The sequence below is a fragment of the Paenibacillus donghaensis genome (assembly GCF_002192415.1).
Classification (GTDB): Bacteria; Bacillota; Bacilli; order Paenibacillales; family Paenibacillaceae; genus Paenibacillus_AQ; species Paenibacillus_AQ donghaensis.
The window spans coordinates 4,597,216-4,613,072 of the sequence record NZ_CP021780.1 but is presented as its reverse complement, the minus strand read 5'-3'; the positions used below and the strand labels follow the sequence as shown (position 1 = coordinate 4,613,072).

13 protein-coding genes and 4 pseudogenes are annotated in these 15,857 nt (G+C 46.4%); 15 read left to right on the top strand and 2 right to left on the bottom strand.

All coding sequences use genetic code 11. The features are described from left to right. The first annotated feature begins 25 nt into the window (after nucleotides 1–25). The 6 genes and pseudogenes from B9T62_RS21190 to B9T62_RS41845 form a co-directional block, all read left to right on the top strand. Nucleotides 26–499, top strand: a complete 474-nt coding sequence (locus B9T62_RS21190) for a hypothetical protein (protein WP_087917109.1) — start codon at nucleotides 26–28, stop codon at nucleotides 497–499. 52 nt (nucleotides 500–551) lie between these two features. Further along, complete coding sequence (ahrC, locus tag B9T62_RS21185) at nucleotides 552–1,001, top strand: transcriptional regulator AhrC/ArgR (protein ID WP_087917108.1); 450 nt, start codon at nucleotides 552–554, stop codon at nucleotides 999–1,001. A gap of 27 nt (nucleotides 1,002–1,028) precedes the next feature. After that, nucleotides 1,029–2,756: a DNA repair protein RecN gene (gene recN, locus B9T62_RS21180; protein WP_087920356.1), complete on the top strand. Its 1,728-nt coding sequence runs from the start codon at nucleotides 1,029–1,031 to the stop codon at nucleotides 2,754–2,756. A gap of 139 nt (nucleotides 2,757–2,895) precedes the next feature. Continuing rightward, nucleotides 2,896–4,002: a SpoIVB peptidase gene (gene spoIVB / locus B9T62_RS21175; RefSeq protein ID WP_087917107.1), complete on the top strand. Its 1,107-nt coding sequence runs from the start codon at nucleotides 2,896–2,898 to the stop codon at nucleotides 4,000–4,002. 199 nt (nucleotides 4,003–4,201) lie between these two features. Further along, nucleotides 4,202–5,017, top strand: coding sequence for a sporulation transcription factor Spo0A (spo0A, locus tag B9T62_RS21170; RefSeq protein ID WP_087917106.1), 816 nt, complete (start codon nucleotides 4,202–4,204; stop codon nucleotides 5,015–5,017). 116 nt (nucleotides 5,018–5,133) lie between these two features. Then, nucleotides 5,134–5,235 (top strand): annotated as a pseudogene (locus B9T62_RS41845) (tyrosine-type recombinase/integrase); the annotation flags it as partial. Nucleotides 5,236–5,458: 223 nt separating this feature from the next. Here B9T62_RS41845 and B9T62_RS21160 read toward each other — a convergent pair. Then, nucleotides 5,459–6,007 carry a TetR/AcrR family transcriptional regulator gene (locus B9T62_RS21160; RefSeq protein ID WP_087917105.1) on the bottom strand — a complete coding sequence of 183 codons (549 nt, stop codon included), beginning with the start codon at nucleotides 6,005–6,007 and terminating at the stop codon, nucleotides 5,459–5,461. Between the two features lie 253 nt (nucleotides 6,008–6,260). Between B9T62_RS21160 and B9T62_RS21155 the strand changes: the two are divergent. From B9T62_RS21155 to B9T62_RS21145, 3 genes and pseudogenes are all read left to right on the top strand, one after another. Continuing rightward, nucleotides 6,261–7,236, top strand: a pseudogene (locus B9T62_RS21155) (NADP-dependent oxidoreductase). Between the two features lie 101 nt (nucleotides 7,237–7,337). Then, complete coding sequence (locus B9T62_RS21150; protein WP_087917104.1) at nucleotides 7,338–8,114, top strand: SDR family oxidoreductase; 777 nt, start codon at nucleotides 7,338–7,340, stop codon at nucleotides 8,112–8,114. 200 nt (nucleotides 8,115–8,314) lie between these two features. Next, nucleotides 8,315–8,920: pseudogene (locus tag B9T62_RS21145) on the top strand (SDR family NAD(P)-dependent oxidoreductase); the annotation flags it as partial. 44 nt (nucleotides 8,921–8,964) lie between these two features. Here B9T62_RS21145 and B9T62_RS21140 read toward each other — a convergent pair. Continuing rightward, on the bottom strand, nucleotides 8,965–10,176 hold the full coding sequence (locus B9T62_RS21140; protein ID WP_087913645.1) for an IS701 family transposase: 1,212 nt from the start codon (nucleotides 10,174–10,176) through the stop codon (nucleotides 8,965–8,967). A gap of 116 nt (nucleotides 10,177–10,292) precedes the next feature. On the opposite strand from B9T62_RS21140, the pseudogene B9T62_RS40795 reads away from it, so the two are divergent. From B9T62_RS40795 to B9T62_RS21120, 6 genes and pseudogenes are all read left to right on the top strand, one after another. Further along, nucleotides 10,293–10,451: pseudogene (locus B9T62_RS40795) on the top strand (SDR family NAD(P)-dependent oxidoreductase); the annotation flags it as partial. 49 nt (nucleotides 10,452–10,500) lie between these two features. Beyond that, complete coding sequence (locus B9T62_RS21135) at nucleotides 10,501–11,580, top strand: alkene reductase (protein WP_087917103.1); 1,080 nt, start codon at nucleotides 10,501–10,503, stop codon at nucleotides 11,578–11,580. A gap of 17 nt (nucleotides 11,581–11,597) precedes the next feature. After that, on the top strand, nucleotides 11,598–11,786 hold the full coding sequence (locus B9T62_RS40790; RefSeq protein ID WP_245863958.1) for an aldo/keto reductase: 189 nt from the start codon (nucleotides 11,598–11,600) through the stop codon (nucleotides 11,784–11,786). Between the two features lie 7 nt (nucleotides 11,787–11,793). Continuing rightward, nucleotides 11,794–11,901: a hypothetical protein gene (locus tag B9T62_RS40785; RefSeq protein WP_342746084.1), complete on the top strand. Its 108-nt coding sequence runs from the start codon at nucleotides 11,794–11,796 to the stop codon at nucleotides 11,899–11,901. Nucleotides 11,902–11,984: 83 nt separating this feature from the next. Beyond that, complete coding sequence (locus tag B9T62_RS21125; protein WP_245863955.1) at nucleotides 11,985–12,566, top strand: TetR/AcrR family transcriptional regulator; 582 nt, start codon at nucleotides 11,985–11,987, stop codon at nucleotides 12,564–12,566. A gap of 508 nt (nucleotides 12,567–13,074) precedes the next feature. After that, complete coding sequence (locus B9T62_RS21120) at nucleotides 13,075–15,282, top strand: MMPL family transporter (RefSeq protein WP_087917101.1); 2,208 nt, start codon at nucleotides 13,075–13,077, stop codon at nucleotides 15,280–15,282. Nucleotides 15,283–15,857 lie beyond the last annotated feature (575 nt).

Below are 15,857 nucleotides of genomic sequence, written 5' to 3'. Positions count from 1 at the left end.
CGAATAAATCACCGAGGTGATTGGGATGGCCGGAAGCTCTGATACAGCTGTCATGGCGTTGATTGGCGTAGCGCTGATTGTTTTTGTCATATACCGGATATATATATGGCTGCAGAATTCCCCGCGCTCCTTCCTGAAGGACCGCATCCCGATTAACAAGGTCATCCTGCCCTCTCCCTCTCTGGTGGTGCTGGAGGAGGCCGGTTATGAGGTGATTGGCGGGAAGCTGAAGATTCCGCTGTCCTTCAATGTGGACGGGACGCAGCTGTACAGCCGGCTGTTCATCGATTATATTGCCACCAAAGAAGAAGGCTCATTATATTTGGTCCTGCTGGCCCGGCCGCGTAAGCCGCTCGACTTCACCGGGAGCGGACTCCGGGACAGCCTGCTTCCCTTTTTGCTGATTTATCCGGAATGCAGCGGGGTGCTGTATGTTCATCCTTCAACCGGCGTAATTCAGGTCATCAGGCTGGGCAGGGACGACGGAGAATCCAATTGAAATCCAGTTGGAATTCCATTAAGTAATTCATTATTCAATACAGGAGGCAACAATGAAGGGACAAAGGCATATTAAGATCCGTGAGATTATCACGCATAAAGATATTGAAACACAGGACGAGCTGGTGGAATCGCTGCGGGAATCAGGGTTCCAGGTCACACAGGCTACGGTATCACGGGATATCAAAGAGCTGCTGCTGATCAAGGTTCCAATGGACGATGGCAGATATAAATATTCGCTCCCGACCGACCAGCGCTATAACCCGACGCAGAAGCTGAAGCGTGTGCTGGTGGACAACTTTGTGCAGATCGACTTCTCCGCCAACCTGGTGGTTATGAAATGCCTGCCGGGTACGGCGAATTCCGTCGCCGCGCTGATTGACAATATTGACTGGCCGCAGATTATGGGCACGATCTCAGGGGACGACACGATCCTGGTCATTTGCCGCCAGCCGGAAGACAGCAAGCAGGTTATTGCGCAGATTATGGGTTATATTTCATAAGCAATTCTAATGGAGGTGCTTTTGTCCGTGTTAGAAACCTTATCTATCCGCAATCTGGCCGTTGTCGAAGCGGTGGATGTGCATTTTTATCCGGGATTCCATGTGCTTACAGGGGAGACCGGGGCAGGTAAATCAATTATTATAGATGCGCTTGCGCTGATTGCCGGAGGGCGCGGCTCTGCGGATTCCATCCGTTATGGCTGCGACAAAGCAGAGATGGAAGCGCTCTTCAGCTTGTCTGGCGGTCATCCAGTCTGGGAAACGCTGGAGCGTCTGGGTATTCCGGCGCGGCAGGAGGATCATCTGATTATCCGCCGTGAGATCACCAGCTTGGGCAAAAGCATCTCACGTGTAAACGGCCAAATGGTCAATCTGAGCATGCTACGCGAAATGGGCGAACAGCTGGTCAACATCCATGGCCAGCATGAGCATCAGAACCTGCTGAAGGCAGAACGTCATCTGGGTCTGCTGGACACCTACGGAGAAGCCTTGATCGGACCGCTCAAAGCAGTCTATCAGGAGAGGTATACAGCCTTCGCCAAGGCGGAGAAAGAGCTGCGCGAGCTGCAGGAATCCAGCCAGAAGGCTTATCAGATGCTGGACCTGTACCGTTTTCAGCTGGAGGAAATCTCCTCAGCTGGATTAATAAGCGGAGAGGATGAATTACTTTCCGAAGAACGGGTCAAACTATCTCACAGTGAGAAAATGATGGAATCAGTCTCCGGGGCCTATGAGATCCTGTACGATAGACAAGGTCTGGAGACGATTGGCAGCGTGATTTCCAGCCTGGAGGATGCAGTCCGTTATGATGAAAAAGGGTTAAAGGCTGTTCTGGAGCAGCTGCAGTCGTCGTATTACCAGCTGGAGGATGCCGCTTTTCAGCTGCGTGACTACCGTGAGGAGATTGAATTCAATCCCCAGCGGCTGGAGGATATTGAGAACCGGCTCGATCTGATCTCTGGCCTGCGGCGCAAATACGGCGATAGTGTGGAGCAGATTCTGGCTTATTATGAACAGATCCGTCATGAAAGTGATTTGCTGGAGAATAAGGACGAATACCTTGAGAAATTAACCGTCAAACGAAACAGTCTGCTGGCGGTGCTGATGGAAGCTGCCGAAGAGCTGAGCGCAGTGCGCCGTCAATGTGCGGACGATCTGGCTGGTCAGGTGGAAGGCGAGCTGAAGGATCTGCAGATGGACAAAACCTCGCTGCGCGTCAAGCTGGAGGAGCTGCAGGACCCGCGTGGCATCGAATATAAAGGCCGGCGCATCCGTCTGACCCGTCAAGGCATCGACAGTGCCGAATTTATGATCTCCCCGAACCCGGGTGAACCGCTGCGTCCACTGGGCAAAATCGCCTCTGGCGGTGAGCTGTCGCGGATTATGCTGGCTATGAAGAGTATTTTTGCCCGTACGGATGCCATTCCCGTTCTGATCTTCGATGAGGTGGATACCGGGGTCAGTGGCCGTGCGGCCCAGTCCATCGCCAACAAGCTGTTCAAGCTGTCGTCCACCTGCCAGGTCTTCTCCATTACCCATCTGCCGCAGGTGGCGTGTATGGCCGATCACCAGTACCTGATCCGCAAAAAAGTCGAAGACGGCCGGACCATGACCGAAGTGGAATCGCTGTCGGCCGACGGCCGGATTATGGAGCTGGCCCGAATGCTGGGCGGGGTGGAAATCACCGAAAAAACGCTGCATCATGCGCAAGAAATGCTTACCCTTGCTGAGGAAAGCAAGCTTTCTGAACCGTAAGCGGGACAATGATTGACAGTAATAAAAGCCTGGGGGCAAGGTTATCTTATAGGTACGCAATTGGCGACCACCTTTTTCGTCAAGCGAAAGAAGCAAAAGGGAGCGTGACGAGCCATTGAAGCCGAACCTCAGGAAGTTAATGCCCGGCCTTTTACTTGCCTTCTTTCTTGGTTATTCAGGCATAACGGGAACTGTCCAAAGCTATGCTGAACCGCTGGTTCCGGGTCCACAGAAGTCTGTGGTCCAGGATCATGAGCTAAGGGTCATTCCCGGAGGACAGACGATCGGCGTCAAAGTTAAATCTGCAGGAGTTCTGGTTGTGGGTCATCATCTGATTGAGGTAACCAAGCAGTCCAAGCTCTCCCCCGGTGAAATTAGCGGCCTGGTCCCCGGTGACCTGATGGTCTCCATTAATGGGGTGAAGCTGAATGAGGTCTCCAAGGTAGCCCAGCTGGTCGAACGTGCAGGCGAAGCCAATCAGTTCCTGACCATCGTCTACAAACGTGCCGGCAAGGAGCATACCGCCAAGCTGAAGCCCGCGTACGACCGCACGGACAAGGTGTGGAGGCTAGGGCTCTATATCCGTGATTCCGCAGCCGGTGTAGGTACATTGACTTTTTATGCTCCTGAGCAAGGGGTGTATGGAGCACTGGGCCATGTCATTACAGACATGAACACAGGAACACCGATTGTTGTAGGCAGCGGTCATATCGTGCAATCCAGCGTTACCTCCATTTCCAAAAGCCAGGATGGCGATCCCGGTGAGAAACGTGCTGTCTTCTACAAAGAAAGCCAAGTGCTCGGCAATGTGGAAAGTAATACGAATTTTGGAATTTTTGGTAAAATGAGTGTAAATCCCGAGCACAGCCTGTACAAAGAACCGATTCCGGTTGCCATGAGCGAGCAGGTAAAAGAAGGTCCGGCCCAGATCCTGACCGTGGTGGATGGCCAGCAGGTGGAGCGTTTCGATGTCGAGATCATCCATGTGTCCCACCAGCAGACACCCGCCACCAAGGGAATGGTGCTGCGAATCACTGACCCACGGTTAATCGACAAGACCGGCGGCATCGTACAGGGCATGAGCGGCAGCCCGATTGTGCAGGATGGCAAGCTGATTGGAGCCGTTACTCATGTGTTTGTGAATGACCCGAGATCAGGGTATGGGTGTTTCATCGAATGGATGCTGAAGGATTCCGGCGTCTCCGGACAGATCAACCTGTCCCCAATTAATCTTAAGGCGGTTTAGCCTTAAGATTTTTTTGTCGAAGGGCAGCGATTAACATCGGATTTTGAATTAAAATATTTAATTATAATCTAAGGTAGAAAAAAAATAAAGAAAAATAATTTTCGACAGAAGGATATTCGATCAGCATGTCGAAAACCTAAGGGGTGAAGAAAAATATGTTATTTTCGAATAGCAGATATATTTAAGGAGGAAGCAGCCAGTGCAGAATATTGAAGTGTTGTTGGCCGATGATAACAGGGAATTTACGAACTTGCTATCCGAGTACATTACGGAACAAGAGGACATGACTGTAACAGGAATTGCCTATAATGGTGAAGAAGTGCTGCAAATGCTCAGTGAAGCCCGCAAGGTACCTGATGTGCTGATTCTTGATATCATTATGCCTCATCTGGATGGACTCGGTGTGCTGGAGCGGCTGCGCGATCTGAACCTGAATCCTCAGCCCAAAATCATCATGCTGACCGCCTTCGGTCAGGAGAACATCACACAACGAGCTGTACAGCTGGGCGCATCTTACTATATTCTGAAGCCGTTTGACATGGAGGTCCTGGCGAACCGGGTCCGCCAGCTGGTCGGCAATCAGGGAAGTATGAGCACTTCTTCCAGCATGTCTAATTATTCTTCGTCCCGTTCCAACAACGTCGTGCCGTTGTCCAAGGGCAGAAACCTGGATGCCAACATCACCTCCATTATCCATGAGATCGGCGTTCCGGCCCATATCAAGGGCTATCAATACCTGCGTGAAGCCATTACAATGGTGTATAACAATATTGAGATCCTGGGAGCGATCACCAAAACTCTGTACCCGGCGATCGCCGAGAAATTCAAAACAACGCCATCCCGCGTGGAACGCGCCATCCGCCATGCGATCGAGGTCGCCTGGACCCGTGGCAACATTGACAGCATCAGCCACCTGTTCGGCTATACCATTAATATCTCCAAATCCAAGCCAACTAACTCGGAATTTATTGCCATGGTAGCCGACAAGCTGCGGATTGAGCATAAGGTTTCTTGAAAGGGTAAGGATCAGGATATGTGAAGGGTTTGTGGGGGATTGGGAATTGATAAGTGTACTAATACCGTTGTTTATTGGGTTTGTCAAAAACCTAATGAAGGGCGGTATTTTTTATTATGACAGGCATCCAATTTCAATTGGATAACTTTATGCTTTATTGTTCATCCAAGAATTTGTCGCGAAAAACACTTGCGAGTTACGAGCTATCGTTGAAGCTATTAGCCAAATAGTGGATTAGGAAAATTGAAGCTCAGGGATTCACAGTGAAGCTGGAATTCGCCGAAGCTTCTTAAAAGATTTGGACATTCTTGGTTTTAGGAGAGAGTGTCTTTTTGCGGTAAAAATGTGGCAATGACCTATAATCAGCAGTTGTGACTCCCACGTATTTCCCTATATTCCCTTTTTAACACAGGGTTGAAGAGCCAACTAAAAGAATTGGATTCAAAGACCCTGTTTGATTAAACTCCAGATACGTTCGAACCTGTCTTGGTAGTCTGGTAAATTCCAGGATTCTTTGAAGGACGGGAGGCTAAACACCGCAAACGCGGAAAGAATCGCCTCCGCCCGTTCTAAGTGGGGATCGTGATAGTCCATGAATCCGTCAATAATTTGGTAGGAATCCCATAGAACGTCGCGTAACACCAGTGGATTGCTATCCACGTATTGTGTATTCAAGGCAAACATCTTGGGATTCTCGTTATAGGCGCGTTTTTTGGCGTTAGCAAATGCCCAGAGCCAATCGTGGAGCAAGTCCTGTGCATTCATCAAATTAGTCATATCTAATTTAATTTGTTCTGAAATCATCCGGTTGAACCAGCTCTTAGACACGGCTGCCCAGAGCTCTTGCTTATTTTTGAAGTGTTTATAAAGCGCTGCGTGGGTGATACTTAATTCATCCGCAATTTGTGAGAGCGTCACTTCGGATTTTTCCGTGCGTTCAATTAATGCCTCGGCTGTTTCAATAATGAGCTCTTGTGTGATTTTAGCCATTTAATTTGGCCGGTGAATATGGGTATTTTGAAGCAAATCATTTGCCTTCAAGCACCCGCGTAACACCGTGCTGCCAACCCTTCTTTCTGCAAAAAATTCTTTAATAACTGTTTGTACGTTTGCCTGTATCTTAGCACAAAAAAGGATGAGTAACAATTGTTGACTTTTGTAACCTCTGGTATTATGCTTGTTGTGTAAGTTACAAAAACGAATAAATGTTACTTATTATTCAGTGCATAGGAGGTCATTAATCATGAAAGCGGCACAGATCACCAAATATTCAAAAAAGTTCATAGTAGAAGTCAACGATATTCCAGTCCCGGAAATAAGTGATAACGAAGTTTTGGTCAAGGTGAAAGCAGCGGCGGTTAATCATTTGGAATTGCTCATCGGTACCGGGAGCGTGAAGCTGATCCAGGATTATGAGTTCCCATTGGTACTCGGTAACGAGCTGACGGGTGTTATTGAAAAGGTCGGCAAGAAAGTCCAGGGTTTCAAAGTTGGCGATGCAATTTATTCACGCCTGCCACTACAAAAAATCGGTGCCTTTGCGGAATACGCGGCGATTAATGCAGATGCCATCGGGCATTTACCCGCTAATCTGGATTTTGTGACCGGTGCTGCTGCACCATTAACAGGATTGACTGCCTATCAAGGTTTGCATGAAGAATTAGCTGCTAAAGCTGGCGAAAGCGTGTTTATCCCCGGAGGCTCTGGGTCATTTGGCCAAATGGCCATTCCTATCGCCAAAAGCATGGGGCTCAAGGTCATCGTCAGTGGAAATCCGCAAGCACGTGAACGGACAATGGCGGCTGGAGCAGACCGATTGGGAACAACTTAGTAATGTTGATTATGTGATTGATACCTTGGGACCAAGCGAATTTGATCATGAACTTTCAATTATTAAAGCAGGAGGTCGCCTTCTTTCTCTGCGGACCGGTCCTAACAAACGTTTTGCCGAAGGCCTGGGCATGCCAGGTTGGAAACAAAAGCTCTTCACCATTGCTGGGGCTAAGTATGATCACAAAGCGAAGAAAAAGAAAATTCAATATCATTTCATTTTTGTTCGCAGTGATGGCGAACAATTAAAGAAAATTACGAAGATTATTGAAGATAACGGGATTGTACCAGCGGTGGACCCGACAGAATTCCACATAGAAGATATTAACGAAGCACTGAATCTTGTTGCAACAGGTCATCCTAAAGGAAAAGTCGTTATCCAATTTTAAGGAGAGCACCCAATGAAGGGTGCACAAATTTATGCCGCGATTGCTAAGATTGCGACGGGCCATAGCCAAGGGAAAGTCATATTGAAAGTAGATGATGAAGAATGAAATTGAAAAATAGAACGATATTGGTGACAGGCGGGACGTCTGGGATTGGCTTTGCTTTTGCTAAACGTTTTCTCGAGATGGGAAATACCGTGATCATCACGGGGCGCTCACAACAACGTATCGACCAGGCAGTGCAGAACAATCCCGGACTCATTGGGATGGCGGCAGATGTTAGTGATCCCAAAAGCGTTGAGCAGCTTGCTAAAGAACTAACCATACACTATCCGAAACTGGATATTGTTTTCAATAACGCTGGTATTATGCACGAGTTTGACTTATTTGATGAAAGTATCACCTATGAGCACCTTACCGCAGAAATCACCACAAACTTGAACGGCACAATCTATGTCACCAAGGCATTGTTGCCATTGTTAGCCAAACAACAGGAGGCAATGATTGTTAACGTTAGTTCACTACTTGCTAATGTTACAGTTGCCAACGCACCGACTTATTCTGCAACGAAGGCTGGCGTCCACATGTTCAGTGATGCATTACGTGAGCAAATCCGTGCCAAAGGAAAAAATATTCATGTGATGGAACTTTGTCCACCCGTTATTTCTGAAACCAATCTCACAGACACTTATGATGAAGGGTTCCTGAATAAAATGATCTCTTTGCCATTAGCAAAGCTTGTTAATGCTGGTATTAAAGGTATGGAGAAAAACAAACTACGCGTGAACGCAGGTTTTACCAAAGTTATGCGCTTTTCAATGAAGTTCGCCCCGGATTTCATCACGCATACTTGGGGTCAAATGATTCTTAAAGCAAATTAATACGAGAGTATTTAAAATGACAGATCGGGTGTTTCTCAATTGTTTTTCACCTTTCATTAAAAAATTCTTTACCGATCGTTCTAGAATTGATATACTTAGTACAAGTTAGATCTAACAGTTTAGTTTTCCTGTTCTAATTAGAATGATCATTCTTTAATTGTCCGAAATCAGAATATTTATATTGAAAGGGAGAGAATAATATGAAGTACACAGTGATTACAGGAGCAAGCTCAGGAATTGGATATGAGACGGCATTGGCGTTTGCTGCACGTGGCAATAACTTAATTCTGGTAGCTAGAAGATTAGATAAATTAGAAGAGCTTAAATCAATAATTCAGGATATGGATTCTAATGTAAATGTTATTGTTTGTTCAAGTGACCTGTCTGTTACAGAACAGGCCTATACACTGTATAACACTTTAAAGGAATACCAAATTGAGACCTGGATTAACAATGCCGGGCTTGGTGAAGCTTCTTTTGTAGCAGACCAGAATTTAGATAAAGTTGAAACTATGTTACGTGTCAACATCGAATCCTTGACGATCCTTTCTACACTATTTGTGCGAGATTATGCTGATGTAGAAGGAACTCAGTTAATTAACGTATCATCTGCACTCGGATATGCCATTGCTGTTGGGAGTGTTGCTTATTCTGCATCTAAATATTATGTTAGTGCCTTCACCGAAGGGCTTGCAAAAGAACTAGAGCTTAAAGGTGCGAAATTAAAGGCAAAAGTTTTAGCACCTGCAATAACCGAAACGGAATTTGTGAAGAAATCAATAGATGCTGAAGAATTTGATTACAAACTATAAATGAGCAAAAACGGATACAAAAAATTCCAAATCAAAGATCATGCTAATTTTAATCGTTTTTGAATCACTTGAAAAGGAATGTTCTTTCGGCCGCAGTCATAGATAAACTGGGCGATATCTTGTTTGACTTGCTTGCGAACGGTGCGTAGCCCATCGCCAAAGGAACAAGGCTGTTCAAGCCCCACGGTACAGAACAAATGTGTCCAGGCGAGTAGTGCCCATAGACGAATAAACGCAGTGGCCGAGCGAACTTGATACGTCTCGAATCCTAAATTACCTTTGGATTGTCTAAAGAAGATTTCAATCGGCCATCTTTTGCTGTAATACGTACAAATCGTCTCTGTCTCTAAAGACACATTCGTGCACAAAAAGGCGCGTAAAGCTTTCGGCTGACCAAAGGCTTGCTCAGGCCAACAGAGAAGTACGACTGCATTCGGGATGTCGTTTAAGGCTCCCTCATATCGGTACGTCCAGTACGAAGAACCATTCACGGTCACGAGGTGAACGTCTTTTTTGGACACATGCGCGGCAAAATGCTGAACCGAGATCCGGATGCCTTGCGGATAGAGAATACGATTGGTTTTTAAAGCGCCAATCAGGTGGTATCCTGCAGTCGCGTAGCTGTCAATGATCCGGGAGCAAGTAAACCAGGAATCGACAAGCGCATATCCCCCATATGGAGGCAAAGGCATCGTCGCAGCCATGTCACACACATGATCGATTTTAGTATAGACGGAGCCATCCGGATGAACTTTTTTTCTGTCGTATAGATCTATAGAATGAATCAATGCCGCTGCACCACATTGTACGATAGTGGCCTGAACCTGATGGCCCCAGACGGTTTTACCTTCGAGATGCGAATGATGATATCCAGTCTGTTCGATGGGAGACTTGGCCTGTGACGAAGGCTTGGTCTTCTTGCAAATCGAATCATCATGAATCACAAATAGAGGCTCCGCCGTTTGTGTGGACTCGCGGAGTACATGACGAATAGATTCTTGCTTCACTTTATGTTGAAGAATCCTTTCGTCCCAGTGCCCGTGAGTCAAAAAGTGCCCGAGAGCAGTGCGGTGACACGGGCTATAATCGGCTAGATCTACGACCTTACCCCGAAATCCTTTGGACGTTGCTGCTGCCATGTAAGATAGGATATGATTCATCACGGGTTTAGAGAAATATAAAGGCAACCGGTGCTGCAATAAATAGTTGCGAAGCATTTGATGATCAGGTACGATGGCGGTATGGGACATTGTGAGTTCTCCTTCGGCTAAAAAGTGTGTTGTGGTGACTACTTTTTAACACAAGGAGAGCACTTTGTCTCTATTCTTTTTGATTTTACAGTTTACTGGAAGCGAATTTGCTCATTTATAGTTACAAAGCAAACATGCCTAAGTACCACACTGCCAAACAAATGGCGGGCTTCATGGTGGAGCTTTATGATAGCAACGAAGTGGTAGGTATTGTTGACCAGAACTATGTTTTCAATCTGAGAGGCCAAATCTATCCAATAATTTCAGAATTTTAAATTGAATTAATATATCCGTGTAAATTCATTTAAAGAGGAGAATATCAGAATGGAAAAATTATGGAGTAAAACGAAAATTGGAAACCTGGAATTACCACATCGCTTAGCGATGGCACCAATGACACGCAGCAGAGCGGAAGAAGATGGTACACCGGGAGAACTAAGTTCCCTTTATTATGCTCAAAGAGCTTCTATGGGATTACTTATTAGTGAAGGTACACAACCTTCTGATGATGGTCAAGGGTACTTATGGACACCTGGCATCTATACTGAAAAGCATATTGAAGGATGGAAAAAGGTTACAGATGCGGTGCATGAAGCAGGTGGATTTATGTACATCCAATTAATGCATGCTGGTCGTATGTCGCACCCCGACAATACAGCACATCATCGTCAAGCCGTTGCACCATCTGCAATCGCACCCGGTGTAGAAATGTTTACGGCTACAGGAATGCAGGACATACCCGTTCCGCGCGAGTTAAGTAAAGAAGATATTCAAACGACCATTGCCGATTTCCGAAAAGCAGCAGCAGCAGCTATTCAAGCCGGTGCGGATGGCGTTGAAATTCATGGAGCCAATGGATATCTGATTAACCAATTTATCGGAGAAAATTCGAATACACGGACGGATGAATATGGAGGATCTATAAAAAATCGTGCTCGCTTTGCGATTGAAGTCACGAAAGCCATCGTCGAAGAAATTGGAGCAGAAAGAACAGGCTTCCGTATTTCGCCAGGGACACCTCTTGGTGGGATTCAAGATGGTGAACAAGGCCCTGAACTTTATCTCTACCTTGTAAAAGAATTAGCTCAATTGGATTTAGCTTACCTACATGTCATGCATCTTGGAAATGAAAAACTGCTCCGTGAAATTCGTTCCATTTGGACGAATCCCTTATTAGTCAATCGGGCTGGACGGGCTCTAGAAGATCTTAGTATCGATCTTGATAATGGCTTGGCTGATATGGTACCCGTCGGTGCATGGTCATTAGCTAATCCGGATTTAGTAGAACGGCTTAAAGAAGGTGCTCCATTGAATGAAGCAGATCCCGCAACATTCTTCGGGACCGGAAGCAAGGGTTATACGGATTATCCTACGTTGAAAGAAGTGGAATCGCAGAAGGGCTAAGATTAGTCCTTTGATCAGTGGGTACAGGTACATTTGGTTTGTGGGGGAACAACACGGAGAAGGACTGTGCCCCCATTCTGGATGAAGCTTTGGCTGGAGGGATTAACCTAATCGATACGGCGGATGTCTATTCAAGTGGTCAAGCAGAAGAAATTTTGAGGAGAATTACTAAAAGGACGCAGACAAAATGTCATTCTGGCCACTAAAGGCGGTATGCCCATGGGCGGTGGACAGAATCAATCTGGAAATTCAAAATACTGGATCAAACGAGCAGTAGAGGATAGTTTGAGAAGGCTGCAAACCGATTATATCGAAGAATAAAATCAAGCACCTTGCTTGATTTTATTTACGTTTGACACTTTAGTTTGCGGATCGTTTACTTAAATGTATAATGATTGCTTGAGGTGATTACATTGGCAAGAACCAAAGAATTTGAAGTTAATGAAGTATTAGATAAAGCGATACAACTGTTTTGGATGCAAGGTTACGAGAAAACTTCAATGCAAGATTTAGTAGACTTTATGGGAATTCACAGAAGAAGTATCTATGATACTTTTGGTGATAAGCACGTCTTATATATGAAGGCACTCCAACGGTACGAATCTACTCAATACAAAAAAATGAGATTCTTGGTTGAGAAGCAAGAACCGGTAAGGGAATTAATCCGGCAATTTCTAGAGTCCTCAATGAGGAAAGAAGGAGAACCTCAAGGATGTTTCATTGTTAATTCGGGTGTGGAGCTGGGAGTACTAGATCCCGAAGTTGCATCCCTTGTTGAAAATAGCTATTCAAAAACGGAGAAGTTGTTATATGACCTCGTTCAGACGGGTCAGCAAAGAGGTGAGCTTAGAGCTTCACTGGAGCCTCAGGCCATTTCTCATTATTTAATGAATGCCTGGTTAGGACTGCGTACGATGGTAAAAACAGCAACGGATCAAGGGAAATTAACAAGTATTATTCATACCATACTGAACACTCTAGATTGAAACTTCTTTATCGATATGCTTAGACGGCCGTTGATCGCAAAGGATGAGTACAACTGTCAGAGCATTGATGCGGATTTATTTATTGATGATGACGATAAGCCTTATCTATTGTGGGGACAGGGAGAGAAGAAGCTGCTATCGAATAGACGCAAACTGAGATACCCCGTCGCGGTGGTTTCGGCTATGCCACGCAAGGTTTGAGGAGCTTGATTTATCGGAGTTGATGCCCCAAGGCCGTCATGGATGGAACAGGCGGTCAGATCGACATTCTGCCGACAGTAGCCAATTTGCTCGGGATATCTGTTAACGACCAGTTGCAGTTAGGCAGTGTATACAAACTATCTGTACAACTTCTAGGCATGCGAAAGATAACTTTCGCATGTCTTTTTTATCTAAAGGGCTGCCCAAAGGGGCAAGTTCTGCCGCCCTTTTGGACGATGTGTAAAGCTCTTGGAATTTATAAGATAAAAGCATATAGAAAACTTATGTGTAAGAGGAGAGATACTGTATGGCAAAAATATTATACCGGCTGGGATTTTGGTCGGCGAAGAACCGGATTAAAGTCCTTCTGGGAAGCATTACGCTTTTGGTGGCTGCTGCTATTGTGGCGCTGTCGATGGGAATTCATTTTGGTGAGGAGACTAGCATTCCCGGACTTGCCTCGCAAAAAACACTGGAGGTTATGGAAAAGGAATTTCCAAACCCGCAGGGTGATCAAGGCAAAACCCAATTCGTACTGAAGGCTCCGGAGAACGAAACGCTATCCTCTGAAGCAGCGCAGCAGCTAATTGTTGCCAAGCTCCAAGAAGTTGCAGCAGATCAGGAGGTTGCTTCGGTGGTTGGTCCGTACGATAACCATTCATTGAATGCGGACAGCACGATTGGCTATGCTACAATTACGTATAAAGTGCCAGGTGATGAAGTTACAGAGGAATCAAAAGATTCGGTCACCGAGATTGCGGAAAGTCTGCGGGATGCGGGCTGGCAGGCTGAATTAATCGGAGACGGTTACGTAAAAATGGCAACCAGCAGTCCGACCGAAGCGCTCGGGGTATTGCTGGCCCTTGTGATCCTTGCGGTAGCGCTTGGCTCTATCCTTACCGGCGTCTTGCCGATCCTAACGGCGGCTTTGGGACTTGGCTTTGGGATTATGCTGATTATTATCGGAACGAGTCTGTTTGACATTCCTTCATTCGCTTTATCACTAGCCGGTATGCTTGGTCTGGCTGTTGGCATTGATTATGCGCTATTCATTATCGCCAGATACCGCCAGCAGCTTGCTGAAGGATATGAAAGACGGGAAGCAATCGCCATTGCGAACGGAACAGCCGGGAGTGCAGTGGTGTTTGCAGGAGTAACCGTTATTATTGCTCTACTCGGCTTTTCCTTTGTAGGGGTACCGTTCCTTAGTGCAATGGGCATGGCAGGTGCGCTATGTGTATTCACCGCTATATTGATGACTATATTCGTGGTTCCGGCGATTCTGGAACTGCTGGGTAACCGGATTAAAGCACCAGTCAAACGTTCCAAGCACACTGCCAGTAATCAGAAGCCGGCAAACCGCGGCAATCTGTGGGGAAGATTTGTTACCGGACAGCCTTTAGTGGCTGTAGTGCTGGGTGTAGCGCTGCTGGCAACCATTGCTCTGCCGTTCTTCCACATGGAGACGGGTCTTGGCAATGACGGGCATAAATCGCCGGATAAAACCGAACGCCGGGCCTACGATCTTCTGTCTGAAGCTTACGGTGAAGGGTACCATGGACCGTTAGTTATTCTGGCCGAAACGGACGGCGGGGAAGAGGCTGCGGCCCATCTTCATAAAGTGATTGAAGAAGTGAAAACCTACCCGAATGTCGTTGCAGTAAACCCGGCAGTGACCGGACCCTCCGGGAAGGTGTCGCTGATTACCGTCATGCCGGCAACGGGACCCAATGATTCGGAAACGATAGATCTTGTCCACCTGATTCGTGATAAGGCGACGGAAATAGAGCAGCAGGATCATGTCAAGATTGGTGTAACCGGCAGCACTGCTGTCAATATCGATATCACCCAGAAATTGAACCAGGCCTTGCCTAAATTTTGCCTGATCATTGTAGGTTTGGCCTTTGTACTTCTAATGCTGGTGTTTCGTTCGATTCTGGTGCCGATCAAGGCAGTGCTCGGATTCATCCTGTCACTTGGTGCGACCTTGGGATTTGTCACCTATGTTGTTCAAGACGGTCATTTCCAGAAGCTGTTTGGATTCTATGCGGAAGCGCCGGTGTTTAATTTCCTGCCAATCATTGTAGTTGGTGTTCTGTTCGGTCTGGCGATGGACTATGAAGTATTCCTGGTCAGCCGGATGCGTGAGGAATTCAAGAAGAGCGGAGATGCCAAAAAGTCCGTTCTTGCCGGTATCCGCCACAGCGGCGGAGTCGTATCGGCAGCAGGACTCATTATGGTTGCCGTCTTTACCGGATTCATTCTGGCAGACGAACCTATGGTCAAGGTTATGGGATTGGCGCTTGCATTCGGTGTTCTCTTTGACGCCTTTATAGTCCGGATGCTTATTGTACCTGGTCTTATGACCTTGCTTGGGAAGTCAGCCTGGTATTTTCCGAAGTGGCTGGACCGCTTGCTGCCGAACCTCGATGTAGAGGGGGAGGAAGTAATGAAGGCAGTCGAGCTGAAACGACTGGATGCAGCGGACGAAACCAGAATCAGGCTTCTTGGCTGAAGAAATAAAGGTAGCTCGCTTTGAGAACAGGTGTTATTGGCACGTGATCTGTATGGGAAGCGCAGCATGCGAAAGAACTCTTTCGCGTGCTTTTTTTGCAATTGCAATAAACCTGGTAGCACGTGTCTGCATTGTGATCCTGTCTAAAAGGCTGCCCGAAAGGGCAATACGGTCCGCCCCTATGGACGATGCCGGAAACTCTCCCATCCTATAAGATAAATATATAGAGCAACACATGGGTGAAGAGGAGACGATATTTTTTTCATTATCTAATTCAGAAATTGAGGTGTTTCCCGATGATCCGTCTTTCAGTCGTTTTGGCTGACTCAAAAAAAGAGGGATTATGTACCGTTTGTAGAATGCGTAAAGTTTCATGATTTTTATGCCCAAAAGGGCAGATACCAATTGCCCTTTTGGACGGTGTTGAAAGTCTTACAACATTATAGAATTAAAAGGGGATTGCAGCAAAATACAGTTAGTTAATTATGTTTTGGATAGAGGGCAACAAGTAATAACTGACGCTGGCATAGCCGCGAATTACATGGAGGGAGACACTGGCTTCTATGTATCTTCAG

Coding starts and splice junctions, on each gene's coding strand:
- B9T62_RS21135 (WP_087917103.1), top strand. CDS start 10,501: ATGGAAAAATTATGGAGTAAAACGAAAATTGGAAACCTGGAATTACCA.
- spoIVB (WP_087917107.1), top strand. CDS start 2,896: ATGCCCGGCCTTTTACTTGCCTTCTTTCTTGGTTATTCAGGCATAACG.
- B9T62_RS21140 (WP_087913645.1), bottom strand. CDS start 10,176: ATGTCCCATACCGCCATCGTACCTGATCATCAAATGCTTCGCAACTAT.
- B9T62_RS40785 (WP_342746084.1), top strand. CDS start 11,794: ATGCCCATGGGCGGTGGACAGAATCAATCTGGAAATTCAAAATACTGG.
- B9T62_RS21150 (WP_087917104.1), top strand. CDS start 7,338: ATGAAATTGAAAAATAGAACGATATTGGTGACAGGCGGGACGTCTGGG.
- ahrC (WP_087917108.1), top strand. CDS start 552: ATGAAGGGACAAAGGCATATTAAGATCCGTGAGATTATCACGCATAAA.
- B9T62_RS21160 (WP_087917105.1), bottom strand. CDS start 6,007: ATGGCTAAAATCACACAAGAGCTCATTATTGAAACAGCCGAGGCATTA.
- B9T62_RS21190 (WP_087917109.1), top strand. CDS start 26: ATGGCCGGAAGCTCTGATACAGCTGTCATGGCGTTGATTGGCGTAGCG.
- B9T62_RS21120 (WP_087917101.1), top strand. CDS start 13,075: ATGGCAAAAATATTATACCGGCTGGGATTTTGGTCGGCGAAGAACCGG.